Source organism: Glycomyces algeriensis, from assembly GCF_027622855.1.
Classification (GTDB): Bacteria; Actinomycetota; Actinomycetes; order Mycobacteriales; family Micromonosporaceae; genus Glycomyces; species Glycomyces algeriensis.
Genome location: NZ_JAPZVR010000003.1, coordinates 502,579 through 526,873 on the forward strand (window position 1 = coordinate 502,579; position 24,295 = coordinate 526,873).

General features: G+C 73.0%; 12 protein-coding genes. 2 read left to right on the top strand and 10 right to left on the bottom strand.

The features are described 5' to 3' along the window. Window positions 1-52 precede the first annotated feature (52 nt). The 10 genes from O2L52_RS08555 to O2L52_RS08600 all read right to left on the bottom strand — a co-directional run bounded on the left by O2L52_RS08555 (window position 53) and on the right by O2L52_RS08600 (window position 21,612). A complete protein-coding gene (locus tag O2L52_RS08555; RefSeq protein WP_344473133.1) occupies window positions 53-1,186 on the bottom strand; it encodes an NAD(P)-dependent malic enzyme in 1,134 nt (377 codons plus the stop codon). A 115-nt stretch (window positions 1,187-1,301) separates the two neighbouring features. Further along, complete coding sequence (locus O2L52_RS08560) at window positions 1,302-3,359, bottom strand: hypothetical protein (RefSeq protein ID WP_270114950.1); 2,058 nt, start codon at window positions 3,357-3,359, stop codon at window positions 1,302-1,304. Beyond that, window positions 3,356-4,540 (bottom strand): VWA domain-containing protein, encoded by a 1,185-nt coding sequence (locus tag O2L52_RS08565; RefSeq protein ID WP_270114951.1) that lies wholly within the window; start codon window positions 4,538-4,540, stop codon window positions 3,356-3,358. The genes O2L52_RS08560 and O2L52_RS08565 overlap by 4 nt, the downstream gene beginning before the upstream one ends. Then, window positions 4,540-6,807, bottom strand: coding sequence for a DUF5682 family protein (locus O2L52_RS08570; RefSeq protein WP_270114952.1), 2,268 nt, complete (start codon window positions 6,805-6,807; stop codon window positions 4,540-4,542). The genes O2L52_RS08565 and O2L52_RS08570 overlap by 1 nt, the downstream gene beginning before the upstream one ends. Then, entirely contained in the window at window positions 6,804-7,901 is a 1,098-nt protein-coding gene (locus O2L52_RS08575) for an ATP-binding protein (RefSeq protein ID WP_270114953.1), read from the bottom strand. Before O2L52_RS08575 ends, O2L52_RS08570 begins: the two co-directional genes overlap by 4 nt. Before the next feature lie 13 nt (window positions 7,902-7,914). Continuing rightward, the gene (locus O2L52_RS08580; RefSeq protein ID WP_270114954.1) at window positions 7,915-10,101 is read right to left on the bottom strand and encodes a DUF4132 domain-containing protein; all 2,187 of its coding nucleotides are present in this window, start codon (window positions 10,099-10,101) and stop codon (window positions 7,915-7,917) included. A 269-nt stretch (window positions 10,102-10,370) separates the two neighbouring features. Next, entirely contained in the window at window positions 10,371-13,691 is a 3,321-nt protein-coding gene (locus O2L52_RS08585; RefSeq protein WP_270114955.1) for a DUF4132 domain-containing protein, read from the bottom strand. Between the two features lie 53 nt (window positions 13,692-13,744). Continuing rightward, a complete protein-coding gene (locus O2L52_RS08590; RefSeq protein WP_270114956.1) occupies window positions 13,745-17,101 on the bottom strand; it encodes a DUF4132 domain-containing protein in 3,357 nt (1,118 codons plus the stop codon). An 82-nt stretch (window positions 17,102-17,183) separates the two neighbouring features. Then, a complete protein-coding gene (locus tag O2L52_RS08595) occupies window positions 17,184-20,516 on the bottom strand; it encodes a DUF4132 domain-containing protein (protein WP_270114957.1) in 3,333 nt (1,110 codons plus the stop codon). Between the two features lie 103 nt (window positions 20,517-20,619). Continuing rightward, entirely contained in the window at window positions 20,620-21,612 is a 993-nt protein-coding gene (locus tag O2L52_RS08600) for a heme o synthase (RefSeq protein WP_270114958.1), read from the bottom strand. A 213-nt stretch (window positions 21,613-21,825) separates the two neighbouring features. On the opposite strand from O2L52_RS08600, the gene tkt reads away from it, so the two are divergent. After that, complete coding sequence (gene tkt / locus O2L52_RS08605) at window positions 21,826-23,904, top strand: transketolase (protein ID WP_270114959.1); 2,079 nt, start codon at window positions 21,826-21,828, stop codon at window positions 23,902-23,904. A 39-nt stretch (window positions 23,905-23,943) separates the two neighbouring features. Further along, the coding region (locus O2L52_RS08610; RefSeq protein WP_333490215.1) for a transaldolase family protein at window positions 23,944-24,295 on the top strand (352 nt) is incomplete at its 3' end.

Sequence of the window (24,295 nt, forward strand, 5' to 3'; positions counted from 1 at the left end):
GCGAAACGACCCGGCCAGGACGAAGCGTCCCGGCCGGGTCGTGCCATGCGTGCTAGGCGGCGGCCCGCACCGCCGCGGCGACCGCCGGGGCGACCCGCGGGTCGAGCGCGGACGGCACGATGCGGTCGGCGGCGAGGTCCTCGGCCGCGATGTCGGCGATCGCCCGCGCCGCGGCGAGCTTCATCGCCTCGGTGATCTGCGGCGCGCCGGCGTCGAACGCGCCGCGGAAGATCCCGGGGAACGCCAGGACGTTGTTGATCTGGTTCGGGTAGTCGCTGCGGCCGGTCGCGATGATCGCCGCGTGCTTCGCCGCGATCTCGGGAGAGACCTCCGGCGTCGGGTTGGCGAGGGCGAACACGATCGCGCCGTCCGCCATGCCTTCGAGCGCCGATTCCGGGACGGTGCCGCCGGAGACGCCCACGAGCACGTCGGCCCCCTTGAGCGCTTCAGCGACGCCGCCGCTGCGGCCGTTGCGGTTCGTGGCCGACGCGAGCCGCTCCTTGACCGGATTGAGGCGGTCGCGGCCCTCGTGGATGATCCCGGTCGAGTCGCAGACGATGAGGTCGCCGACGCCGGCCTCGTTCAGGATCTTGGTGATCGCCACACCGGCGGCGCCCGCGCCGACGACCGCGACCGTGAGGTCCTCGGCGCGGCGGTCCTGGACCCGCAGCGCGTTGGTGAGCGCGGCGAGGACGACCACGGCGGTGCCGTGCTGGTCGTCGTGGAAGACCGGGATGTCGAGCAGCGCCTTGAGGCGGTCCTCGATATCGAAGCAGCGCGGGGCCGAGATGTCCTCGAGGTTGATGCCGCCGAAGGACGGCGCGATGGCCGCGACGGCGGCCACGATTTCGTCGGGGTCCTTGGTGCTCAAGCAGATCGGGACGGCGTCGACGTCCGCGAACTGGCGGAACAGGGCGGCCTTGCCCTCCATCACGGGCAGCGAGGCGGCGGGGCCGATGTCGCCGAGGCCGAGCACGGCGGTGCCGTCGGTGACGACGGCGACCACGTTCGAGCGCCAGGTGTGGGTCCGCGCCAGGGACTCGTCGGCGGCGATGGCCTCGCAGACGCGGGCCACGCCGGGCGTGTAGGCGATCGAGAGGTCCTCGCGGCTGGCGAGGGGGACGGTGGTGGAGGTGCGCAGTTTGCCGCCCTCGTGGGCGACGAAGATCGGATCTTGCAGGTCGATCATTGGTCAAGCCTCATTGCTTCGATGATGATCGCCGACTCTGCGTACGCCGAACGGATGGATCCGGCTGAGATTTGAGTGGCTGCAGTTGCGAATTGGGGATTACCCAAGGCCGTCAGTGTAGCTCAGCGGTGACCAGCATTCGGACAGCAGCGGCGGTCCATGCGGCGCATTTCGCGGTGTCGTCCTCCGCGGCCAACGCTTTGGACAGGTGCACGAAATCGCTTGCGGCCCTTTGGAGTCCGACCCGTTTGAGGTCACCGGCGGCGGCCTCGACGCGGCGGCGGGACGGTTCGCGGGCGCCGCGCAGGCCCTGGTGCGCGAGGTCGGCGCACACGGTGAGCGCGTCGTCGACGGCGGCGGCGACCGGGTCGGTCGCGGCCGTCGCGCCGGCGGCGGCCAGCTCGGCGGTGTCGTCGCCGGGCGCGAAGTCGGGGACCACGGGGCCGTCCTCGGTGAGGAGCGCGGTGGGCTCGACGATGAGCACGCCGCGGTGGCGGTGGACGTGCCCGGCCACGGAGGTGACGCCTTTGAGCAGGGCCTTCTCGGCGGCTTCGAGCGCGCCGGGCGCGGCGCCGCTGTGGGCGACTCGCAGGATCGCCGAGCCGCCCTTCGGGGCGGCGATGCGGGCTTCGAGGCATTGCGAGGCGGGGTCGTAGCCGAGGAGCTCGGCTTCCTCCACGGCGATCACGCGCAGGGACTCGGCGGCCACGCGCGGGCGCACCAGCACCGGCGGACGGGCCGCGAGGGTTTCGGCGAGCGCGTCGAGGTCGGTGGCGCGCAGCGAGTCCGGGAGGTCGTTCCAGGCCAGGCCGAGCGGTAGGACCTGGGTCTTCGCGAGGCGGCCGGTGCCGAGCTTGAGCGCGCGGGCGGCCGTGCGGGAGGCGGCCTCGGTGACCGTGTTGCCCCCGGCCAGCGCGCCGATCTTGCATCCGGCGAGGCGCTTCGCGGCGATCTCGGCGCCGGTGAGGGTGCCGTCCTGCGGGACGGGCCAGTCGCGCTGGACCGCGAGGACCATGCCGGTCTCGGGCTGGGCCAGGTAGATCTCGAGGGTGCGGGTGTCGCCCGCGGCGGCGACGCGGGCGCCGAGGCCGGTGAGGCGTACCAGCGTGAGCGGGGTGGCGGCGGCCTCCTCGCTGCCGAGGACCTGGGCGGTCGGGGTGCCGCCCGCGTGGCGGGCGGCGCGGGCGCGGGCGGGGAGTTCGGCGAGGAGGGCGGCGAAGCGCAGGGGGTCGTAGGCGGCGGAGCGGTCTTCGTAGCGTTCGAGCTGCTCGATGAGGTCGTCGACGGCGCCGGCGGGCCAGTGGGCGCGGCGGCGGGTGAGGGTCTTGGATTCGCGTTGGAGGGCGGCGCGCAGGACGCCGTCGGCGCCGACCGCGCCGTCGAGGAGGACCCGTTCGGCGAGGGCGAGGGTGTCGTCGAGGCCGTCGGTGGCGGTGCCGCCGCCGACGCTGACGGTGGTCGGGGGTTCGGGTGCGTCGCTGTCGGTTGATGCGCTGTCGGCGGAGGCGCTGTCTGGCGCGGCACTGTCTAGGGCGGCACTGTTGAGGGCGGCACTGTCGAGGGCGGCGCGGAAGGCCCAGACGGCGAGGACGATCGCGGTGTCGCGGGCGGGGCCGGTGGCGTCGGTGTGGACGTAGCCGAGGCCGGGGACGAGGAACGTGACGGTGGCCGCGGGGAGTTCGGCGGCGGCGGGGCGGTCGGGTCCGGGCCAGGTGAGGCGGGCGGTGTAGCCGGCGCGGCGGGTCTGCTCGGCGGCTTTGAGGGCGTAGTGGCCGAGGACTTCGCGGAGCGCCTCGTCGGTGATGGCGGCCGGGTTCGCGATCGGCTCGGGGGCCGGGTCGGGGGCGGCGTCCGCTTCAGCTTCGACCGGTTCGGTTGCGGATGCGGCCTGTACACGCTGGTAGGCCAGGACGGCGCCGACGCGGTGGCGGCATTTGCCGGTGGCGCCGCAGGTGCAGGTGGCGGCTTCGAGGCCGCCGGCGGCCGGGAGGGCGGTTTCGGCGCCGTCGGGGAAGACGGCGGTGAGGGTGCCGTCGTCGGCGAGCGCGACTTCGGGGACGGCCCCGGCGTCGAGGTCCTTGGCGGCGCGTTTGACGAGGCCCCGGTTGGCCAGGGCCGCCAGGGCGTCCGTGGTGAGGGCGAGGAGGTCGTGCCTGGGTTCCGCGGTCACGTGCCGAGCCTTTCCGCAACGAATTCGACCAGGTGGGAGGGGGTCATGGCGCCCACATGGGCGCCGACGCCGGAGAGGCGGGCGGCCATCTGGTGGTCGTAGATCGGGTTCGCGTCCTCGTCGAGGGCGGCGAGGCCGAGCACCTGGGTGCCCTGCTCGCACAGCTGCTTGACGAGGTGCACGAGCCGGGCTTCGCTGCCGCCCTCGTAGAAGTCGCTGATGAGGGCCACGATGGAGCGGCGCGGGTTGTCGATGAGCCCGGCGCCGTACTCGACGGCGCGGGCGATGTCGGTGCCGCCGCCGAGCTGCACCTTCATGAGCAGTTCCACCGGGTCGTCCACATCGGAGGTCATGTCGACCACCGAGGTGTCGAACGCGATGAGGTGGGTCTTCAGGCCCGGGAGGGCGTGCAGGCAGGCGGCGGTGACGGCCGAGTGGATCACCGAGCCGGTCATGGACCCCGACTGGTCGACCAGGAGCACGAGCTGCCACTGCTCGAGCCGTTTCGAGGTGCGCGAATGGAACTGCGGGCGCTCGATGGCGACGCGGCGCTCCTCGGGCTGGTAGTGCTTGAGGTTGGCGCGCAGCGTGCGCTTGAGGTCGAAGTCGCGGGCGCGCCGGTGCCAGCTGGGCTTGCGGGTGCGGCTGCCGGTGAAGACGGTGCGCACCTGCACCGAGAGCTTCTCGACGAGGCGCTGCACGACCTCCTCGACGATGCGGCGGGCCGCGGCGAGCACCTGCGGGTTCATGAGGTGCTTGGTGCGCAGGACGGCTTTGAGGAGCGACGGGCTGGGCTCGATGCGCTCCAGCACGTCCGGGTTGGTGAGGACGTCGTTGATCTTGTAGCGTTCGATCGCGTCGCGTTCGAGCCGCTCGATGGTCTCCTTCGGGAAGAGCCGGTGGATGCCGTCGAGCCAGTCCACAGTGGTGAGCTGCGAGGGCGAGTCGTCCGCGCCGCGCTGGCCGTCGCTGCGGGCGCCGCCGCGGCGCACGCCGCGCTTGCCGAGGTCGTCGTCGCGGCTGTAGAGCCAGTCGAGGGCGGCGTCGCGCTGGGCGTTCTCGGCGCTGAGGCCGCCGGTGCAGCTCTCGGCGGCGGGCCCGAGGATGAGCCGCCACCGTTCGAGGTCGGCACCGCTCGGCTGGGCACCTTGCTGCTGGGCGCTGCTGTGCTGGTCCCCCATCAGGACTCTCCTCCGAATACGAGGTCTTCGCGGGCGAGGGCGGTCTCGACGCGGGCTTCGAGGGCCATGGCGGACGCCATGACCACCGGGTTCACCGCGAGCTTCCTGGTGAGGTCGCGGGCGTCGCCGCCGCCTCGGGCGGCGACGAGGCGTTCGGCGATGAGGCCCCGCTCGCGGGGCGGGAACATCGCGAAGGCCTGGCGCAGTGCGGGCAGCGCGATGAGGAACTCGTCCTCGTTGAGGTCCGCCACGAGTTCGTCCACTGCGGACACCACGCCCTGCTCCTCTGCGAGGACCTCTTCGCGGGCGACGGCGAAGAGCCCGGCGAGCCAGTCGCCGAGTCGGACCGGGTCGGCCACGCCCTCGGCGGCTTCGGCCGCGTTCGCGGGCGCGCCGAGCGCCCAGGCGAGGCCGAGGGCCGCGCCGCGCAGGTCGGGCGGGGCGAGGCCGTCGGTCGCGATGCGCTGGGCGGCAGCGGCGACGGACCTCGCCGGCGGTGTGAGCCCTGGCGCGTGGCGCACGGCGTCGCGCAAGGCGCGCATCGCGCTGAGGCGGCCGAGGTCGGCCGGGCCGGGCCCGGCGTGGAGGCCTTCGGCGAGCCACAGGATGCGGTGCGCGCACGCGGTGACGACGGCGGCGTACAGGTCGCTGCCGGCCGTGCCGAAGAGGTGGTCGTGGCGCCACAGCGCGAGCACGGTCGCCAGCGCGGGGCCGACCTCGCCGAGGTCGCCGCTGTCGTCCACGGCCGCTTCGACGGACGCGCCGAGCCGGTCGGTCAGGTGCGCCCGGCCGCACAGGGCGGCGTCGAAGAGCAGGGCGGCCAGGGCGTCGAGCGCCCCTTCGGCGTCGGCGCGCTGCTCGAGCACGGTCTGGGCGGCGTCGCCGAGCGTCGCGCCGAGCGCGCCGGACTCGATGAGCACCGGCAGGCGGTCGGCGCTCGGCCTGAGCGACCAGTGCTCCTCGGCCGTGACGTCCGCGCCGGCCGTGGGGCCGCTGTCGCGGCGGACCCCCGGGAGGCGCAGCAGCCGCATGCAGTGCAGGGCGCGGCTGCGCTCGAGGTCCTTCGGTTTGGCCAGGTCGAGGCGGAGTGCGCCTTCGCCGTCGAGGCCCAGGCGGGCCATCTCGGCTTCGGCGTCGTCCACGAGCGGCGGCCGGGGCGTGTCCGGGTGGAGGCGGCCCACGCGCTCGCCGGTGAGGGCCGCGGTCATCTCGACGACCACGGGATGCGTTCCGGCCGTGAGGGAGCCGCGGCGCGTCCACGGCAGGGGCTGCTCGAGGTCGTCGCTGATGAGGGCGCTGGCGAGGCCGTCGAGGAGGTCGGTGCGGCCGGGCCGCCCGTGGCCGCGCAGGCGCGCCAGGCCCTCGGTGAGGCTCCGCGCGCCGATGAGGTCCGAAGTGGAGACGTGGAGGCCGCGTTCGCGCAGGCGGAGGGTGATCCGCTGCACGAGCGTGGCCGCGGCCTCCTCGGGCCCGGCCTCCCAGAGGCGCTGGTAGTACTCGGGCGAGGGCATCCCGGACTGGTACCCGGCGAACGCGTCGAGGCGTTTGAACGAGTAGGGCACGAGGTAGCCGCCGGTCTCGGTGTTTTCGGGCGGCTCGGGGAGGGCCGGGGGCGCGGCGTCGCCCGACTCGGCGAGGCGGCGCAGCGCGGGGGCGTGGAAGCCGCCGCAGACCACGAGCACCGGTCCGTCGGTCTCGGCGAGGGTGGACCGGATCCATTGGGCCATATACGCTTCGCGCGCGTTGTCGTGACCGTCCGCGTCGGCCTCGCCGCGCACGAGGTCGAAGTAGTGGTCGAGCCGCTCGGCCAGTCCTTCGGTCTCGGCGACCTCGACGAGGTGGTCCCACAGGGCGTCCACATTGTCCACCGCGAACTCGCGGCAGAGCAGGTCGGTCGCGTCGGTGTACCGGCGCTCGGCGTCCGAGTAGCGGTTCTCGACGCCGTCGAAGGCCCGGTGCCAGGCGGGGAGGTCGATGAACCGCACCTCGGCGCCCGAGCGGCGGCCCTCGGTGAGGGCGACCCACTCGGGCGAGTAGTCGCACATCGGCGCCCACGTGCGCCGCACCGACAGGTCGGTGCTCGCGTACGAGTAGATCGCCACGGGCAGTTCGTGCTCCAGGGCGAGCTCGCCGAGGCGATGGTTGAAGTCCGCCGGGCCCTCGATGAGCACGGCGGCGGGCCGCAGCTCCGCGATGCGCGCGGCGACGAGGCGGGCGCAGGCGGGCGAGTGGTGCCGCACGCCCTGGACGTGGAGGCGCTCGATCATCCCGGCAGCAGGTTCCGCGCCTGGTAGAGCGACTCCCAGTGCGGGCCTTTGCGTTTGGGGGCCTTCTGCTCGAGGTAGCGGCGCAGGCGCGCGAGGTCCTCGGCGTTGTCCTTCGCCGCGGCCCCGGCCATGCAGTCCACGATGTCCCCGGCGACGGCGGTGCCGCCGCGCAGGTACCAGGCCTTGATGCCCACGGCGTGCGCGACCGAGACGGCCTCGGCGGTGGACATGACCGCCTGCGGGCGGCCCGAGTTCGCGTCCCCGGTGCGCAGGTCGCGGAAGACCCGCACGAGCACTTCGAGCACGTCTCGCGACGGCGGCGCGGGCACGCCCGAGCGCGCCAGGGCCGCCGAGGACTCGGCCTCGACCAGGTCGAGCTCGGTCTTGAAGTCGGCGATCGGGAAGACCGTCTCGAAGTTGAAGCGGCGCTTGAGGGCCGCGCTCATCTCGTTCACGCCGCGGTCGCGGGTGTTGGCGGTCGCGATGATGTTGAAGCCCTCGCGGGCGAAGACCATCGAGTCGCCTTCGAGCTCGGGGATGGCGAGCACGCGGTCGGACAGGGGCGAGAGCAGCGAGTCCTGCACCTCGAGCGGGCAGCGGGTGATCTCCTCGAAGCGCACGACCCGGCCCTCGGCCATGCCCCGCAGCAGCGGCGCGGGCACGAGGGCGCGCTCGGTGGGGCCCTCCGAGACGAGCAGCGAGTAGTTCCAGGAGTAGGCGATCTGGTCCTCCGTGGTGGAGGCGCCGCCCTGGATCGTGAGGGTCGAGTCGCCGGAGACGGCGGCCGCGATGAGCTCGGACAGCAGCGACTTCGCCGTGCCGGGCTCGCCGACGAGCATGAGGCCGCGGTTGGTGGCGAGCGTGACGAGCGCGCGGTCGATGAGCGAGGGGTCGCCCACGAACTTGCGGCTGATGCCGCGCGACTCGTCGCCCACGATGAACGTGCGGGCGGCCTGGAGGCTCAGGGCCCACCCGGGCGGGCGGGGTGACTCGTCCTCGGCGGCGAGCTTCGCGAGCTCGGTCGCATAGCGTTGCTCGGCGGGCGGGCGCTGGACTTTCGGCGCGGCGGCGGTGCTCACAAGATCGTTGGTCATGGCGGCTTTCTGCTCAGTGGTGGAGGCCGGTGGCGCGGCCGAGGCCGGCGAGGATCTCGGCGACGAGGACGGGGTCGAGGGCGTCGCCGCGCAGCGTGGGGACGCCGCGGCGGCGGTTCCTGGTGGGTGCGAACCAGACCCAGAGGACGCGGTGGCGGCCTTCGGGGTCGGGTTCACGGTAGTCGGGGCTCGGATCGATCTCGGCGAGGAGGTGCGCGTTCTGGACGACCTCGCGGCTGGCGTCGTTCAGGGCCTCGAGCGGGAGTTCGCGGTCGAAGAGGTAGGTCCGGCCGCCGTCCCATTCGGACTCGGAGTCGCCGGTCCAGTGCAGCCGCTTCCAATCGAGCACCTCGCTCAGCGCGCCGAAGGTCGCGGTCGCACCCGAGAAGCGTTCGAGGATGCCGGTGTGCGCCTCCTCGGGGGTGAGCGTCAGCGCCGGGCGGGCGAGCTGGTCGAACGGCTGCAGGATCTCGTAGTCGGCGAAGACCTCGGTCCACTGCGGCACGTCGTCGCCGAGCAGCACGGGGTGCGCGAGGCGGACGCGGGCGCCGTCGAGGAGGTCGAGCGGCTTGTCGTCCACGTCCGCGAAGCTGCCGTCCTCGGCGAGGCGGAACGCGCGGGTCCCCGTGGCGGTCTCACCGATCCAGAGGAGGCCGCGGGCGAGCGCGGCGAGGACGGGGTGGGCGGTGAGGTGCGCGAACTCGTCGGGCTGCCAGATGCGGCTGGTCAGCATCGCGTCCTTGAGGCGCCCGCTCTGGAACTCGCGTTCGGCGGCGAGGTCCTTGGTGAGCGTGCGGAAGCGGGCGAGGGACGCCGCGGCGGTCTCGGCGTCGTCGCGGACGCCGGGGCGCGGCGGGCGGGCGCGGATCCTGCCGTCGGCGTCGGCGACGCGGAGGTTGAGCCGGTCGTCCGCCTTGACATGGAAGACGCGCGGTCCGAAGTCGAGCGTGAGCCCGGCCGGGTCGTCGAGGCCCAGCGTGGGGGCGACGCCGTCGGCGAACGGTTCCACGTCGAATCCGGCGCGGTCCGCCAAGGCGGCGGCGTGCGCTGCCGCGAGCTTCCGGACCGAGGCGTGGAGCTTGCCGCGCGAGAGGCGGTACAGCGCAGGGAAAGCCGTGTCGGCCGGGAAGGCCGCGAGGGTCTCGAGCCCGAGTCCGGTCTGCGCGAGGTTCCGCGCCCCTGACTTCTTGACCTGGGCCTCGAGCAGTACGGCGGCCTCGGGACCGCCGAAGCGCGCGAGCTGGCCGACGGTCCAGTCCGTGAACCGGTACCGCTGCGCCATGGCGAGTGAGAAGCGCGTGAGCGACGCGGCGTCGCAGGCTTCGGCGACGGCGTCGACCGCGGGGTACGGGGTGCGCGGGGACCACTGCGAGAGGACCGCGATGAGGTGCGAGACGGCGCTGGCCGGCAGGACCGCCGCCCGGTCGGCGGTGAGGACGCGCGGGAGCAGGTCCTGGGCGTAAATCGAGCCGGCGGTCGGGTTGTTCAGCAGCGGCCGGTCGGGGTAGTCCGCGAGCACGGCGGTGACGCCTTCGACCGCTTCGGGGCCGTGGGACTCGGCGCGGCGGATGACGGCCTCGGGGCCGTACCGCCAGGCGAGGAGCCGGAGCGCGCCGCGGGCGGTGGTGCGCTGGTAGCCCTTGGCGCCGAAGGCTTCCGGCACGAGGAGCGGCACCGCGTGGAGGCCGTGGCGGTCGAACCAGTCGAGGCCGGGGCCGCGCCCGGCGTCGAGGCGGAGGCACCAGTGCGCGGCGGCCGCGGCGGCCGGAGTGCTGCGGATCGCGAGGAGGGCGCGGCCGAGCCCTGGGGAGTTCTTGATGCTCGCGACGGCCTCGTCCGCGAAGCGCGGCCCGCCGCGGGCGAGTTGGGAGAGGAGGCCGTGCTCGAATCTCCATTCGGGACGGTAGCTCAAGAGGCGGTCCCCCACCGAGTCGTCCCAGTAGGTCTCGGGGTCCCATTCGACGGCGTCCGGTTCGAGGGCCATGGCGCGCTCGAACTCGCCGGGGCGGCCGACGAGCTGCGGCGCGGGGACCTTGAGGCCGGGGATCTCGCGGGGCGGCCGGCTCCTGCGCGGTTCGGCCCAGGGCGGGCTGACGAGCACCTTCGGCAGGTCCGCAAGCGCCGCGACCGGGAGGCCGGACGGCGCCGACTCGTCGGCAGCGTCGGATCGCTTGTCTTGGGGCGCAAGGAGATCGGTCATGACCGGCTTTCGGGAGGCGGTGGTGTCATGGAGAGCATAGGAGGACGGTGCGACACGGCTGCGGCCCACCGCGTTCGAACAAAGGCCGGGCCGGCGGATCCGGTTGGGGCGGAACCCGAGTCCATTCGTTCGGTCGCCTTGCCGGTGGACGGCTCGCAATCCTCACCGGAACCGCGAAGGGGCCTCTGCACGCCCGTCGGGTGTGCAGAGGCCCCGGCCTTTCGGTTGCACTGGAGAGGCACTGACGCGATGGCCCGGAGACGCGCGGGTCAGGCGAGGCCGGTGGCCTTCGACAGCGCCGCGAGCACCTCGGAGGCGACCACGGGGTCGACCGGCCCGAAGCCGGCCTTCGGCGCGGGCACGTCCCAGCCGCGCACGTCGCGGTCGGCGAGGACGACGGCCCGGAGGGTCTGGTCGGGGCAGTGCTCGATCGAGCCGACCCAGATGCCCGGGTCGAGGCTGAGCACGAGGTAGCCCGCGCCGTGCACCTCGCAGGACATGCCCGGTTCGATCCCGGCGTCCTGCGGCGCGGCCCGCTCCCAGCCCTTACTCGTGAGGCCGAGCAGCTTGCCGACCGGGACGGTGACCCCCTCGAACCGCGTCAGGCGGCCCGTCTGCAGCTCCTCATCAGTGAAGGCCATCACCGGGCGCTCCAGCTGCGGGAAGGGCTGCAGGATCTCGTAGTCGGCGAGGATCTCGCCCCAGGCGTCGACCTCGCCGCCGATGAGCGCGGGGTGCGCGAGGCGGATCGCGGCGTCCGCGGGGAGCGTGAACGCCTCCTCTTCGACGTCGGTGCAGCCCTTGTCCTCCGCGAGGCGGAACGAGGTCCGCGGCCCGTCTGACTCGGCCGTCCACACCAGGCGGCGGGCGAGGTGCCACACGAGCGGGTGCTGCACGAAGTGCTCGTCGAACTCGGCGGGCGTCCACGTCCGGCCCTGCACCATGGCCCGCTCGAGCCGCTTCACCTGGTCGGCCGCGACCGTGCGGAGGTCCTTGCGCAGTCCGGCGAACCGCTGGTACGCGGCGGTGGCGAGGAGCTCGTCGTCCTTGGCGCCCGGCTTGGGCAGGCTCTTGCGCGGCTTCCCGTCGCCGTCGCGCACGAACGGCTTGAGCGCCTCGTCGAAGCCCACGGTGAACTGCCGGGGCCCGTAGTCGAGGAGGAGCGCGGCCTCGTCGCGCAGCCCGAAGTCGGGCACGAGGCGGTCGGCGAGCTGGTCGGCGGTGAGGCCGAGGTTCGCGGCGATGGCGTCGATCTGCTCGCCCGCTTCGGCTTTGATCGCGGCGAACTTGGCTTTCTCAGCGATCTGGTTGATCGCGCGCAGCGCGGCCTCGGTGCCGATCGCGCCGAGCACCTTGAGGCCCTTGACGGCCCGCTGGTGCTGGCTCTCCCCCGGCCACTTGGCGACGAGCGGGGCGAGGAGGCGCACGGCCTCGTCGTCCGCGAAGTGCGCGAGCTGCGTCAGGGCCCAGCCGTCCTCGGAGGGCGCTCCGGCGGTGAGCCACCGCTCGAAGAGCGCCACCGAGAAGCGCGCCAGTGAGAGCCGGTCGCAGGCCTCGGCGACGACCGCGACGCCCGGGTAGTCGTACTCGGGCGTGCCGATGGCGAGCACGGTGAGGAGGTTGCGGACGGCGGCGTCCGGGAGCGCGTGCTCGCGCCCGGCGAGGAGCACCTGCGGCAGCGCCGCCGGGGACGCCCACGCGCCGGTCTTGGGGACCTGGATGCCGATCGGCATGAGCGGGTCGATGTCCACGAGGCCGCCGATCGCGGCGGCGGCCTCGTCGCCGTACTGGACGGCGGCTTCGCGCACGACGTCCGCGCCGTGGGTCGCGGCGAGGTAGCGCAGTGCGGCCTCGGCGGCGGCGCGGGGCTTCTTGGTCTTGCCGAGGGCGTCCGGGACGAGCAGTGCCGCGGCGTCCGCGCCGTGCCGCTCGAACCACTCGACCGCGAAGGAGCGCATGCTCTTCAGGCGCACGAGGGCGTCGGCGGCGTACCGGGCGACGGTGAGGTTCGCGATCGGCAGCAGCAGGAGGCGCCGGAACTCGAAGTCGTACGAGGTGGCGGTGAAGAGGTGCTGCGTCGCTTCGGCTCCGAGGTTCACCAGGATGCGCTGGAGGATCTCGACGGTGAAGAAGGTGTTGGCGGCCTTCCAGCGCGGCAGGAGTTCGGCGGCGACCTCCGGGTGCGCGAGGGCGAGCATGGCGGCCTGGCCCTGGCCGTCCTTGGTGTCGAACTCCCGGGTCGCGTACTCCCAGCGGGTGCGGCTCCAGTCGGCGGTGTCGCCGAAGCCGGCGAACAGGTAGTGCTCCGTGGACTCCCAGGCTTCGCGTTCGCCTGCGGCCCAGTGCATCCGGTTGATCGGCGCCGGTTCCAGGCCCTTGAGGACGACCGGTCCGCGCTCGGCGGCGCCGGTGGTCCAGGGCGGTGCGGCGAGCAGTGCGGGCACTGCGTCGGCGGGTGCCTCGGGGACGCGCCGCCGTTCGGCGGTGAGGGGCTCGACGACCGCCCGGGTCGCCTCGTCCGCGAGCGGGAGCGCGGTGTCGAGCAGGACCGGGGCGGCGTGGAGGAGGGTCACGAGCTGCTTGCGTTCGCCCGCGTCAGCGGCCGGGAGGCGGCCGGCGATGAGCCGCAGTGCGCGCCTGGGGAAGTTCGCGGCGGCCTCCATGGCGAAGGCCATGGCGTCGGCCTGTTCGATCCGGTCGAGGAGCAGCGTCATGGCCTGGTCGCCGGGGAGGGCCGCGAGGGCCCGGTAGAGGACCTTCCGGTCGTTCGCGTCGGTGTAGCCGCGGAGGCGACCTTCGACGACGGGCAGTGCGGCCGCCCCGAGCCGGTGGACGAGGTCGGCCAACTCGACGGCCGACAGCCAGTAGTAGGACGACGCGTCGAAACCGACGGTGTCCAGCTGGTCCGCGGTGGCGACCAGCGCGAGGAACACCGCCTTGTAGCCCGCCTTCGGCACGATCGCCCGGTGCTCCTCGCAGACCTCGTTCAGCCAGGCCTCCTCGTCGGGGACGAGGACGCTCACCGCGAGGCGCATTTCAGGGCTGGTGCGGCGTTCGGCGAGCGCGGCCACGACCTCCTCGTATTCGGCGGCGGTGGCGATGAGCGCCCGGATCTGGCGGATCTCCTTGTTGTCGTGGAGGTGCGACCAGGCGTAGTTGTCGATCTGACGCTGCTCGAGCCCGATCTTGCCGCTGTTCCACTGGTGGTCGAAGGTGCAGGCCTCGGCGAGCGCGGCCGCGGCGAACGGGAGCCCGTGGTCGGCCGCCAGCAGGTCGAACATCGGGCGGTAGCAGGCGACGCGGTACTCGAGCTTGGTGAGCCGCAATGCGACCGCCGCGCCCCGCAGGTCGGCCTCGCCGTCGAGGTAGGCCGCGAGGGCCTCCGCGAGCTCGTTCCCGGGGTCGTTGAGGATCAGGGCCCGGAGCCGGTCGCGGTTCAGTTCGACGAGGGCGCGACCGGTCTCGGGGTCGAGTTTGGCCTTGCGCGGCTTGGCGGCGCCGCGCCGGGGCTGCACGAAGCGCCTCCAGGAGTCGGGGAAGGCGATGCGGTCTTCGTCGGGCAGCGCCGCGGGCGTCTCGGTTTCGGTCATGGGCGACAGCTTAGGAACCGGGTACGACACGGTGCTCCCGGAGCCACGCACGGTCACCGGTCCCCTTGCGGGGCAGTGGATCGAGTGATTCGGGCGAGGCCGCTCAGCGCTTCGGAGGCGCGGACGGGGTCGATGTCGTCGAGCGGTTTGCCGTCCGGGGCGAGCGGCGTGCCGAAGTCGCCGTTGCGGGAGAGGCAGACGGCGGTGAGCTCCTGGTCCGGGAGGGCGCTCACGGAGCCGGTGTAGATGCCCGGCTGGAGCATCACGGTGAGGTAGCCGCTGCCGGGGAGGGCGTAGAGGAGGCCCGGTTCGACGCCGCCGCCCTCGGGTTGGGCGCGCATCCAGCCGCGGTTGACGAGGCCGAGGATCGGGCCCACCGCCACGGCGGCGCCTTCGAAGCGGGTGAGGCGGCCGGTGGCGAGCTCGTCTTCGGAGAAGGCGAGCACCGGCCGGTTCAGCTGCTCGAACGGCTGCAGGATCTCGTAGTCGGCCAGCAGCGTCGACCAGGCCTGGACCGCCTCGGGCCCGAGGAGGGCCGGGTGGGCGAGGCGGACCGTGGATTCGGTTGCGGGCGTGAAGGTCTCGTCGTCCACATCGGAGTAGGTGCCGTCCTCGGCGACGCGGAAGCCCGTGCGGGCGCCCTCGTGCTCGGCGAGCCACACGAGCCGCCGCGCGAGGTGGCCGCTGAGCGCGTGCTCGACGTAGTGCTCGCGGAATTCCTCCAGCGCCCAGCGGCGGCCGTCGATCATGGCCGCTTCGAGCCGCTTCACGAGGTCGGCGGCGACGGTGCGCAGGTCCTTCTTCAGCGCGGTGAACCGCCGGTAGGCGTCCTCGGCGGTCTCGGCGTCGTGCTTGCCGGGCTTGGGGAGGGTCTTGCGCGGCTTGCCGTCGCCGTCGTGGACGAAGGGCCGCAGCTGCTCGTCGAAACGCACGGTGAACCGCCGGGGCCCGTAGTCGACGACGAGCGCGGCCTCGTCGCCGAGCCCGAAGTCGGGCAGGAGCCGGTCGGCGAGCTGCTCTGCGGTCAGGCCGAGGTTCGCGGCGATGGCGTTGATCTGCTCGGTCGCCTCCCAGCGGATCGCGTCGAACTTCGCCTTGTCGGCGATGGCCTGGACGGCGCGCATCGCGGTCTCGGTGCCGATCGCGCCGAGCACCTTGAGGCCCTTGACGGCCCGCTGGTGCTGGTTCTCCCCCGGCCAGGCCGCGACGAGCGGGGCGAGGGCGCGCACGGTGTGGTCGTCGGCGAAGTGGGCGAGCTGCGTCAGCGCCCAGGTCTCGGTGCTCGGCGCGCCCGCGCTGCGCCACTGCTCGAAGAGCGCGAGCGAGAAGCGGCCCAGTGAGGCGCGGTCGCAGGCCTCGGCCACGACTTCGACACCGGCGTAAGGGTATTCGGGGGTCGCGAGGGCGAGGACGGTGATCAGGTGCTCGACGGCGCTCGGCGGCAGGGCCCGCTCCCCGCCGGCCAGGAGCACCTGCGGGAGCAGCGGCGGGGCCGCCCAGGCGACCGGCTTCGGGATCGTCACGCCCACCGGGTCGAGCGGGTCGGCGTCCACCAGCGGCTCGAGCGCCGCGACGGCGTCGTCGCCGTAGTGCTTCACGGCCTCACGCACCAGATCCGAGCCGTGCCGGGCCACGAGGAACGCCAGCGCGGTCGCGGCGTTCTTGCGCAGGGCCTTGTCGGCGCCGAGCGCGTCCGGGACGAGGAGGACCGCGGCGTCGGCGGCGTGGCGGTCGAACCATTCGACGGCGGTGGCGCGCAGGGACTTCAGCCGCACGAGAGCGTCGGCCATGTCCCGGGCGGCGGGCAGGTTCGCGATGGGCAGGGCGCAGTCGCGGCTGTTGCGGTCGAGGCCCGCGGCCCTGGCGATCTCGTGGGACACGGTCGTCTCGAAGCGGGCGAGGGCCCGTTTGAGCTCGTAGTGCGCCCAGTAGCCGAGGGAGTCTCGGGCACGCCAGCGGTCGGCGACGGGCGCGGCGATCGCGAGCGGCCCGTGCGACAGCAGGCGCAGGCCCTGTTCGGGCGGCAGTTTGCGCAGTTCGAGCCGGCGGGCGTCCTCGTGCCAGCGGTCGTCGCCCCGGTCGCTGACGTCGTAGACGGCCCGCGAGAAGGCCTCCTGCTCGCCTGCGGCCCAGACGACCCGGTTGATCCGGGGCGGCTCGAGCCCTTCGAGGGCGACGGCTTTCGGCTTGGCGCGCTTGAGGGTCCACGGCGGGGCCGCGAGGAGGCGGGGCAGGTCGGCTTCGTCGGCGTAGGGCGTCCGGTCGAGGGCGTCGAACAGCGGCGCGACGACCGCCCGGGTCTCGGGGTCGAGGTGCGGCACGGCCGCTTCGATCCCGGGGTCGGCGCGCAGCAGCAGCGTGAGCCGCTGCTGTGCGGCGGCACCGGCTCCGGGAAGGCGGGCGGCGGCGGCCCGGAGGGTCCGCAGCGGGTAGTGCTCCGCGAACTCGTTCGCGACGCCCATGACGTCCGGTTCGTAGAGCCGGTCGACGAGGTAGGCCGCGGCGGCGTCGGAGGGGAGCCCGGCCAGTGCCTTGTGGAGCCGTCGGCGCCAGCCCACGGGGTGGGTGTCCTTGACGCTGTCGATCACGATCGGCGCGGCGGCGGCGCCGAGTCGCTTGACGAGGTTCGCGAGCGCGGGGGTCTCGAGGTGGTAGGCCGGGATGCGGAGCGGGCCGAGGGCGTCGAGCTGGCCGGCGGTGGTGGCGGCCTGGGTCGCCAGGAGTTGGGTGAGGTGCGATGACGGGGTGCCGTCGAGGTGCTCGTCGCACACTTCGTCGGCCCAGGCGCGCTCGTCGGGGACGAGGAGGGTGACCGCGAGCCGTTCGGCCGGGGTGGTGCGGCGGCGGGCGAGCGCGTCGCGGACGGGGGCGTACTCGGTGCCGGAGGCGGCGGCGATGCGGTGGCGGAGGTCGGCGAGGAGGCCGTCCGGGACGGTGCGGTACCAGGCGGTGTCGTCGAGGCGCAGCTGTCGCAGGCGGATCCGGCCGGGGTCCCGGCCGGTGTCGAAGGTGAAGAGCAGCGCGGCGGTCTCGGCGGCGAACGGCAGGCCGTGGTCGGCGGCGAGGCGGGCGAGCATGGCGCGGGACGCGGCGGTCTTCTGCTCGATGAAGTCGGTGGTGGCCGGGTCACCGCCCAGGTGGTGGCAGATGACGGCGGTGGCGACGGCCGCGCCGGCGGGGTCGGCGGTCCCGTCGAGGAAGGCGGTGCCGACCGGTCGCAACAGCTCGTGGGGGGCGAGGTCGAGGGCGGCGCGGGCCCAGGTCTCGTGTTCGGCGAACAGGAGCCCGCCCGCGTCGGCGTCCGCGGTGACCTTGCGGGCCTTCCCAGTGGTGCGGGTCGGCTTCACGTGCCGTTCCCAGGCTTTCGGGAAGTGGGCCTGGTCTTCTTGGGGTGCAACCGATGCCGTCATCTGCGTCCTTCGTGGGGCCGGGAGTGTCGCGGCCGAGGATAGCGATGCGGTGCGACACTCCCGTTCCGTCACGAACCGGGCACTAGGCGGCGCCGGTGAGACGGGTCAGCGCCGCCAGGACCTCCGAGGCGATGACCGGGTCGATGCCTTGGGGCACTTCGCGGGCGGGGGTGTCGGTGGCCGTCCACCGGTAGCGCTCGTCCCGCTCGAGTCTGGCGCTCACGATGGTCTGCTCGGGGGCTTCGCCCACATCGCCGATCCAGATGCCGGGGTCGAGCGACACGACGACGGAGCCGCCGCCGGGCAGCGGGTAGGCGATGCCGGGGGCGACGCCGCCGTCCTCGGGGCTGGCCCGGTTCCAGCCGCGCTGGGTCAGGCCGAGCACGCGGCCCACGTCGACTTTGGCGCCTTCGAAGCGCTTGAGGCCGCCGGTGGCGAGCTCGTCGTCGTGGAAGGCCAGCACCGGGCGGCCGAGCTGCTCGAAGGGCTGCAGCACCTCGTAGTCGGCGAGGACCTCGGCCCAGGCCGCGGTCTCGGCGCCGAGGTGGACGGGGTGCGCGAGGCGGATGCGGGCGGTCGCGTCGAGGTCGACGGTGTCGTCCTCGATGTCGCTGAAGGTGCCGTCCTCGGCGATGCGGAACCCGAACCGGGAACCGCCGGTGTCGGCGAGCCAGACGAGGCGGCGGGTCAGGTGCCCGGTGAGCGGGTGCTCGACGAAGTGGCGGCGGAACTCGTCCACGGACCAGTCGCGGCCGGAGACCATGGCCGCCTCGAACCGGCGCACCTGGTCGGCGGCGACGCTGCGCAGCTCCTTCTTCAACGCACTGAACCGCTGGTACGACTCGGCGGCGATCTCGGGGTCGTCCTTCGCTCCGGGTTTGGGGAGCGCCTTGCGGGGCTTGCCGTCGCCGTCGCGGACGAACGGCTTGAGCTGCTCGTCGAAGGCGACGGTGAACTGCCGCGGCCCGTAGTCGAGGACGAGCGCGGCCGCCTCGCCGAGCCCGAAGTCGGGCACGAGGCGGTCGGCGAGCTGCTCGCGGCTCAGCCCGAGGCCTTCGGCGATGCGGGTGATCTGGCGGCCCGCCTCCTCCTTGAGCGCCTTGAACTTCACCTTCTCAGCGATGGTCTGGATGGCGCGCAGCGCCGTCTCGGAGCCGATCGCGCCCAGCACCTCCAGCCCGGTGACGGCGCGCTTGTGCTGGCTCTGGCCGGGCCATTCGCGGATGCGCGGGGCGAGGTCCCACACGGTCGCGTCGTCGGCGAAGTGCATGAGCTGCGTGAACGCCCAGGAGTCCTTCGAGGGCGCGCCGACCGTGAGCCACCGGTCGAACACGGCCCGGCTGAACCGGGTGAGGGAGGCGCGGTCGCAGGCCTCGGCGACCACGTCGACGCCGCGGTACTCGTAGTCGGGGGTGCCCAGGGCCAGCACAGTCAGCAGGTGCACGACGGACTCGGCCGGGAGCGCCCGCTCGCCGCCCTTGAGGAGCACCTGCGGCAGGATCGCCGGCGAGGCCCAGCTGCCGGGCTTCGAGACTTTGACGGGCGAGTCCAGCGGGTCGATGTCGAGCAGCGCCGTGACCGCTTGCGCCGCTTCGGGGCCGAACGCCTCGGCCTCGGCCGCGACGGCGTCGCGGCCGTGGCGCGTGGCGAGGAGGGCCAGCGCGGTCGCCGCGTATTCGCGGCGCTTCTTGTCCGCGCCGAGCGCGTCCGGCACGAGGTAGGGGACGGCGGCGAGCCCGTGCCGGCCGAACCAGCGGACGGCGCTGGACCGGGCGCCCTTCAAGCGGGCCAGCCGTTCGGCCGCGATGCGCGCGGCGGCCTGGTTGAGGATCGGACCGGGGAGTTCGAGGCAGGTGTGCTCGGTCGCGGGGAGGACGAGCACGCGGTCGATCACGCGCTCGCCGAAGCGGGCCAGGACGCGCTGGAGCTGGATCTGGCTGCCGGGGAGGACGTCGGGATCCCAGTGATCGAGGAGCTTCTCGGCGTGCTCGGCCCGGCCGTGCCCGAGGAAGGAGACCAGGAGCCAGTGGTCGAGTTCGATGGTCTTGATGTCGTGCCAGTACTCCTCGTCGGGTTCGTACATGCCGGTGACGCGGCTCCAGGCCTCGCGTTCGCCCGGTTCCCAGGTCAAGTGGGCGGCGGCGGGCGCTTCGAGGCCTTCGATGACCACGGGTTTCACCTTGGGCCGCTTGCGGGTCCAGGGCGGGGCGACGAGCAGCGGCGGCAGGTCCTCGGGGGCGGCGTCGGGGACGCGGCCGGAGGTGTCGAGCAGGTCGGCGAGGGCCGCCCGGTCGGCGTCGTCGAGGTGGGCCCGGTGGGCGGGGGCGATCATTCCGGCGATGGCGGTGAGCCAGGTGCGCAGGTCGTCGGACGCGTCGGGGGCGAGGCGGGCGGCGGTGCGCAGGGCGCGCACGGGGTAGCGGGAGGCGGCCTCGGTCGCGGCCTCCCACACGTTCGGCCAGGTGAGGCGCGCGAAGATGAACGCGGTGGCCTCGTCGCTCGGGACCATCGCGATCGCCCGGTACAGGAGCTTGCGGAAGTCGTCGTTGTAGTGGTGCGCGGCCTTGTCGGTCTCGAGCATCACGGGCAGTGCGTCGGTGCCGAGGCCGCCGAGGGCGGCGGCCATGACGTCGATCTCCATCCGGTAGTAGCTCAGGAGCGTGGGCATGCCCGCCGCGCGCGGGTGCACGGGGTCGCTGGCGGAGTGCCAGAAGAGGAGGTCGGCCTGGCCGGCGTAGGCCCGGTTCTTGCTGAACTCGATGCAGGCCTCCAGGACCCAGTCGGTCTCGGTCGGGAGCAGGACCATGGCGGCCGAGCGCTTGGCCCCGGAGTCGCGGTGGCCGGCGACGGCCGCGACGACCTCGGCGTACGCCTCGTCCGAGACGGACGCGAGGAGCGAGCGCACGGCGGCGAGGTCGCCGTGGTGGAGTTCGTGCACGGCCGTGTCGGGGTGCGCGACGTCGTGCTCGAAGATCGTGCGCTTCGCGATGGCCTCGCCGCCGTAGTGGCCGCTGGTCGTCGGGCAGATCGCGAGGCGCTCGACGGCGGCGGCCGTCGCGAACGGCAGGCCGTGCTCGTGCAGCCAGCGGTCGAACTCCGGTCGCAGGAACGAGTCGCGGGAGCGCCCCTGGTAGTCGAGGATCAGGGCCGCGACGGCGGCGGCGCCGCGCGGGTTCGGCTCCCCGTCGAGGTACGCCTGGGCGTCCGCGGCGTAGCCCTCGTTCCCGGGCAGCGCGAGCGCGGCCTGGATCTTCTCGTGGCGGGCGGCGATCTTCTGGCGCTGGGCCGTGAACGTGGCGGGGTCGGCGGGCGTGAACGGCTTCCCGGTGCGCCGGCCGCGCCAGGGCAGGAGCCTCGCGGCCCACGCGGCCGGGAGCTGGATCTGGTCTTCTTGGGGTGCAACGTGATCCGTCATTGATGTCCTTCGTCGGGAGTGTCGTCCACGACGATAGGCCCGCGGTGCGACATCCCCGGAGACGCCGAAGGCCCGGCCGACGGCCGGGCCTTCGAACAGACGTCTACATGAGGAAGGAGTCGATCGCCAGCGCGAGGAACAGCAGCGTCAGGTAGCTGGTCGACCAGTGGAAGAGGCGCATCGGCTTGGGGTCCTCGCCGCGGTTGACGCGGCCGAGGAGCTTGTGGCACTCCAGGACGAAGAGGCCGCCGGCGACCACCGCGACGAGGCCGTAGAGCCAGGTCGTGCCGGGCTGGAGGAACATGGGCACGACGGAGACGGCGAGCATGGCCCAGCCGTAGACCACGGACTCGATCGCGACGCGCTTGGCGGGGGCGACGACGGGGAGCATCGGGATGCCCGCGGCGGCGTAGTCGTCCTTGAACTTCATGGCGAGCACGTAGAAGTGCGGGGGCTGCCAGAGGAAGACGACCGCGAAGAGGACCCAGGCCATCCAGGACATGTGGCCGGTGACGGCCGCCCAGCCGATGAGCACGGGGGCCGCGCCGCACGCGCCGCCCCAGACCGTGTTGTACGGCGTGGTGCGCTTGAGCCAGATCGTGTAGACCACGTCGTAGTAGACGATGGCGCCGAAGGTGAGGAGCGCGGCGAGCCAGTTGACGAGCAGGCCCATGCCGAGGACCGCGACGGCGCCGATGACGAGGCCGAAGACGAGCGCGTTGCGCGGCGGGATCTGGTGCTTGGCCAGCGGGCGGCGCGAGGTGCGGGCCATGAGCTGGTCGATGTCGCGGTCGATGTAGCAGTTGATCGCGTTCGCGGAGCCGGCCGCGAGGGCGCCGCCGATGAGGGTCGCGAGGACCGCCTTCAGCGACGGCAGGCCGCCGTACTCCATGCGCGCGGCGACGAGCATCGCCGGGATGGTGGTGATGAGGAGCAGTTCGACGATGCGCGGCTTCGTCAGCGAGACGTAGGCGCCGACGAGCGTCCTGAGGGACGGCTTGGCCGGGCTCTCGCCTCCGGGCGCGGGCAGTTCGATTCGCTTGCGGGCCTGGGGCCGGGGGCGGTCGGCCAGGGCGCGGGTCGGGTCCTCGTTCATCACCGCCCACCATACGGGCCGTGAGGAGGTGACCTGGGCCTGGGTCTAGGGCCCCTACCAGGGCGTTCCTGATGGGAGACTTGCTCGTGGGCGGGCTCACAAGCCGCGGAATTCCGACCTCCGAGAGACCGCGCATAAAGTTCAGCCTGTGTAGGTAGGGTCAGAAGGCACACGTCAATGGCCCAAATACGACGAGTATCTAGGAGTATCCCAGTGGCACAGTTCGAGTGGACCGTACTCGACCAGAAGGCGGTCGACACGGCGCGGCTGCTCGCCGCCGACGCGGTGGAGAAGGCCGGCAACGGCCACCCCGGTACCGCCATGAGCCTCGCCCCGGTCGCGCACACCTTGTTCCAGAAGGTCATGCGCCACGACCCGAGCGCCCCCGACTGGGAAGGCCGCGACCGCTTCGTGCTCTCGTGCGGCCACTCCAGCCTGACGCTGTACGTGCAGCTGTACCTCCAGGGCTACGGCCTGGAGCTTGAGGACCTGCAGAACCTGCGCCAGTGGGGCTCGCTGACCCCGGGGCACCCCGAGGTGGGCCACACCGCCGGCGTTGAGACCACCACCGGGCCGCTCGGCCAGGGCCTGGCGACCGCCGTGGGCATGGCGATGGCCGCCCGCCGCGAGCGCGGCCTGTTCGACCCCGAGCCGGCCGTCGGCGAGAGCCTGTTCGACCACCACGTGTACGTGATCGCGTCGGACGGCGACATCGAGGAGGGCGTGACCCACGAGGCCTCCGCGATCGCGGGCGTGCAGGAGCTGGGCAACCTCGTCGTCGTCTACGACGACAACGAGATCTCCATCGAGGACGACACCAAGATCGCCCTCGGCGAGGACGTCGCCAAGCGCTACGAGGCGTACGGCTGGCACGTCCAGACCGTTGACTGGAAGTCCGGCGACGAGTACGACGAGGACCCCAAGGCCCTCTTCGAGGCGATCGAGAAGGCCAAGAAGGTCACCGACAAGCCCTCGCTCATCCGCCTGAAGACCATCATCGGCTGGCCCGCGCCGAAGAAGCAGAACTCCTACGCCGCGCACGGCTCCGCCCTGGGCGCCGAGGAGATCGCCGCGACCAAGGAGCTGCTCGGCTTCGACCCGGCCGTGTCGTTCAACGTCCCCGACGACGTGCTCGAGTACACCCGCGGCTCGATCCAGCGCGGCCAGGACCTGCGCTCCGCGTGGGAGACCGACTTCAACAACTGGGCCGCCGAGAACCCCGCGAACCACGCCCTGCACACCCGCCTGTGGGCGGGCGAGTTCCCCGAGGGCTTCGAGGACGCGTTCCCGGTGTTCGAGCCGTCCGCCAAGGGCGTCGCGACCCGTTCCGCCTCCGGCAAGGTCCTCTCGGCGCTCGCGCCGGTCCTGCCCGAGCTGTGGGGCGGCTCGGCCGACCTCGCCGGCTCGAACAACACCACGATGGACGGCGAGCCGTCGTTCCTGCCGCTCTCGCGCCAGACGAAGGCCTACCCGGGCAATCCTTACGGCCGCACCCTCCACTTCGGCATCCGCGAGTTCGCGATGGGCACGATCCTCAACGGCATCAAGCTCCACGGCCCGACCCGCCCGTACGGCGGCACGTTCCTCGTGTTCTCCGACTACATGCGTGGCGCGGTCCGCCTCGCGGCCCTCATGAAGACCCCCGTGGTCTACGTGTGGACGCACGACTCGATCGGCCTCGGCGAGGACGGCCCGACCCACCAGCCGGTGGAGCACCTGGCCTCCCTGCGCGCCATCCCGGGCCTGGACGTCATCCGCCCCGGCGACGCGAACGAGACCGCCGTGGTCTGGAAGACCCTGCTCGGCAAGACCGACCGCCCGGCCGCGCTGGCGCTGACCCGCCAGAACATCCCGGTGTGGGACCGCACGAAGTTCGCTTCGGCCGAGGGCGCCGCGAAGGGCGCGTACACGCTCCTCGACACCGAGGGCACCCCCGACGTCATCCTCATGGGCTCCGGCTCCGAGGTGCAGCTCGCGGTCCAGGCCGCCGAGGCCCTCGCGGGCGAGGGCGTCAAGGCCCGCGTCGTGTCCGTGCCGTCGATCGAGTGGTTCGACGAGCAGGACGAGGACTACCGGGAATCGGTGCTGCCCAAGGCGGTCAAGGCCCGCGTGTCCGTCGAGGCGGGCATCGGCCTGTCCTGGAGGGACCTCGTGGGTGACGCAGGAGTCAGCGTCTCCCTGGAACACTTCGGTGCCTCCGCGCCGTTCGAGAAGCTGTACGAGGAGTTCGGCATCACCGCCGCCGCCGTGGCGGACGCGGCCCGCTCCTCCATCAAGAAGGCACAGCAGTAGCAACGTCGAAGAACTAGCTGGAAAGCTGGAGGAGCACCGATGAGCGCGAACGAGAACCTTGCCGGACTGTCGGCGGCGGGGGTGTCCGTCTGGTTGGACGACATCTCGCGTGAACGCCTGGAGACGGGCAACCTGAAGGACCTCATCGCCGGGTCGTCCGTCTCGGGCGTCACCTCGAACCCGTCCATTTTCGCGGCGGCCCTGGCCAAGGGCAGCGCCTACGACGAGCAGATCGCCGACCTCGCGGTCCGCGGAGTGAGCGTCGACGAGGCCGCTCGCGCCATCACCACCTTCGACATCCGCTGGGCGGCGGACGTCCTGGCCCCGGTCTTCGAGACCACCGGGGGCCAGGACGGCCGCGTGTCCATCGAGGTCGACCCCCCCCGCGCCC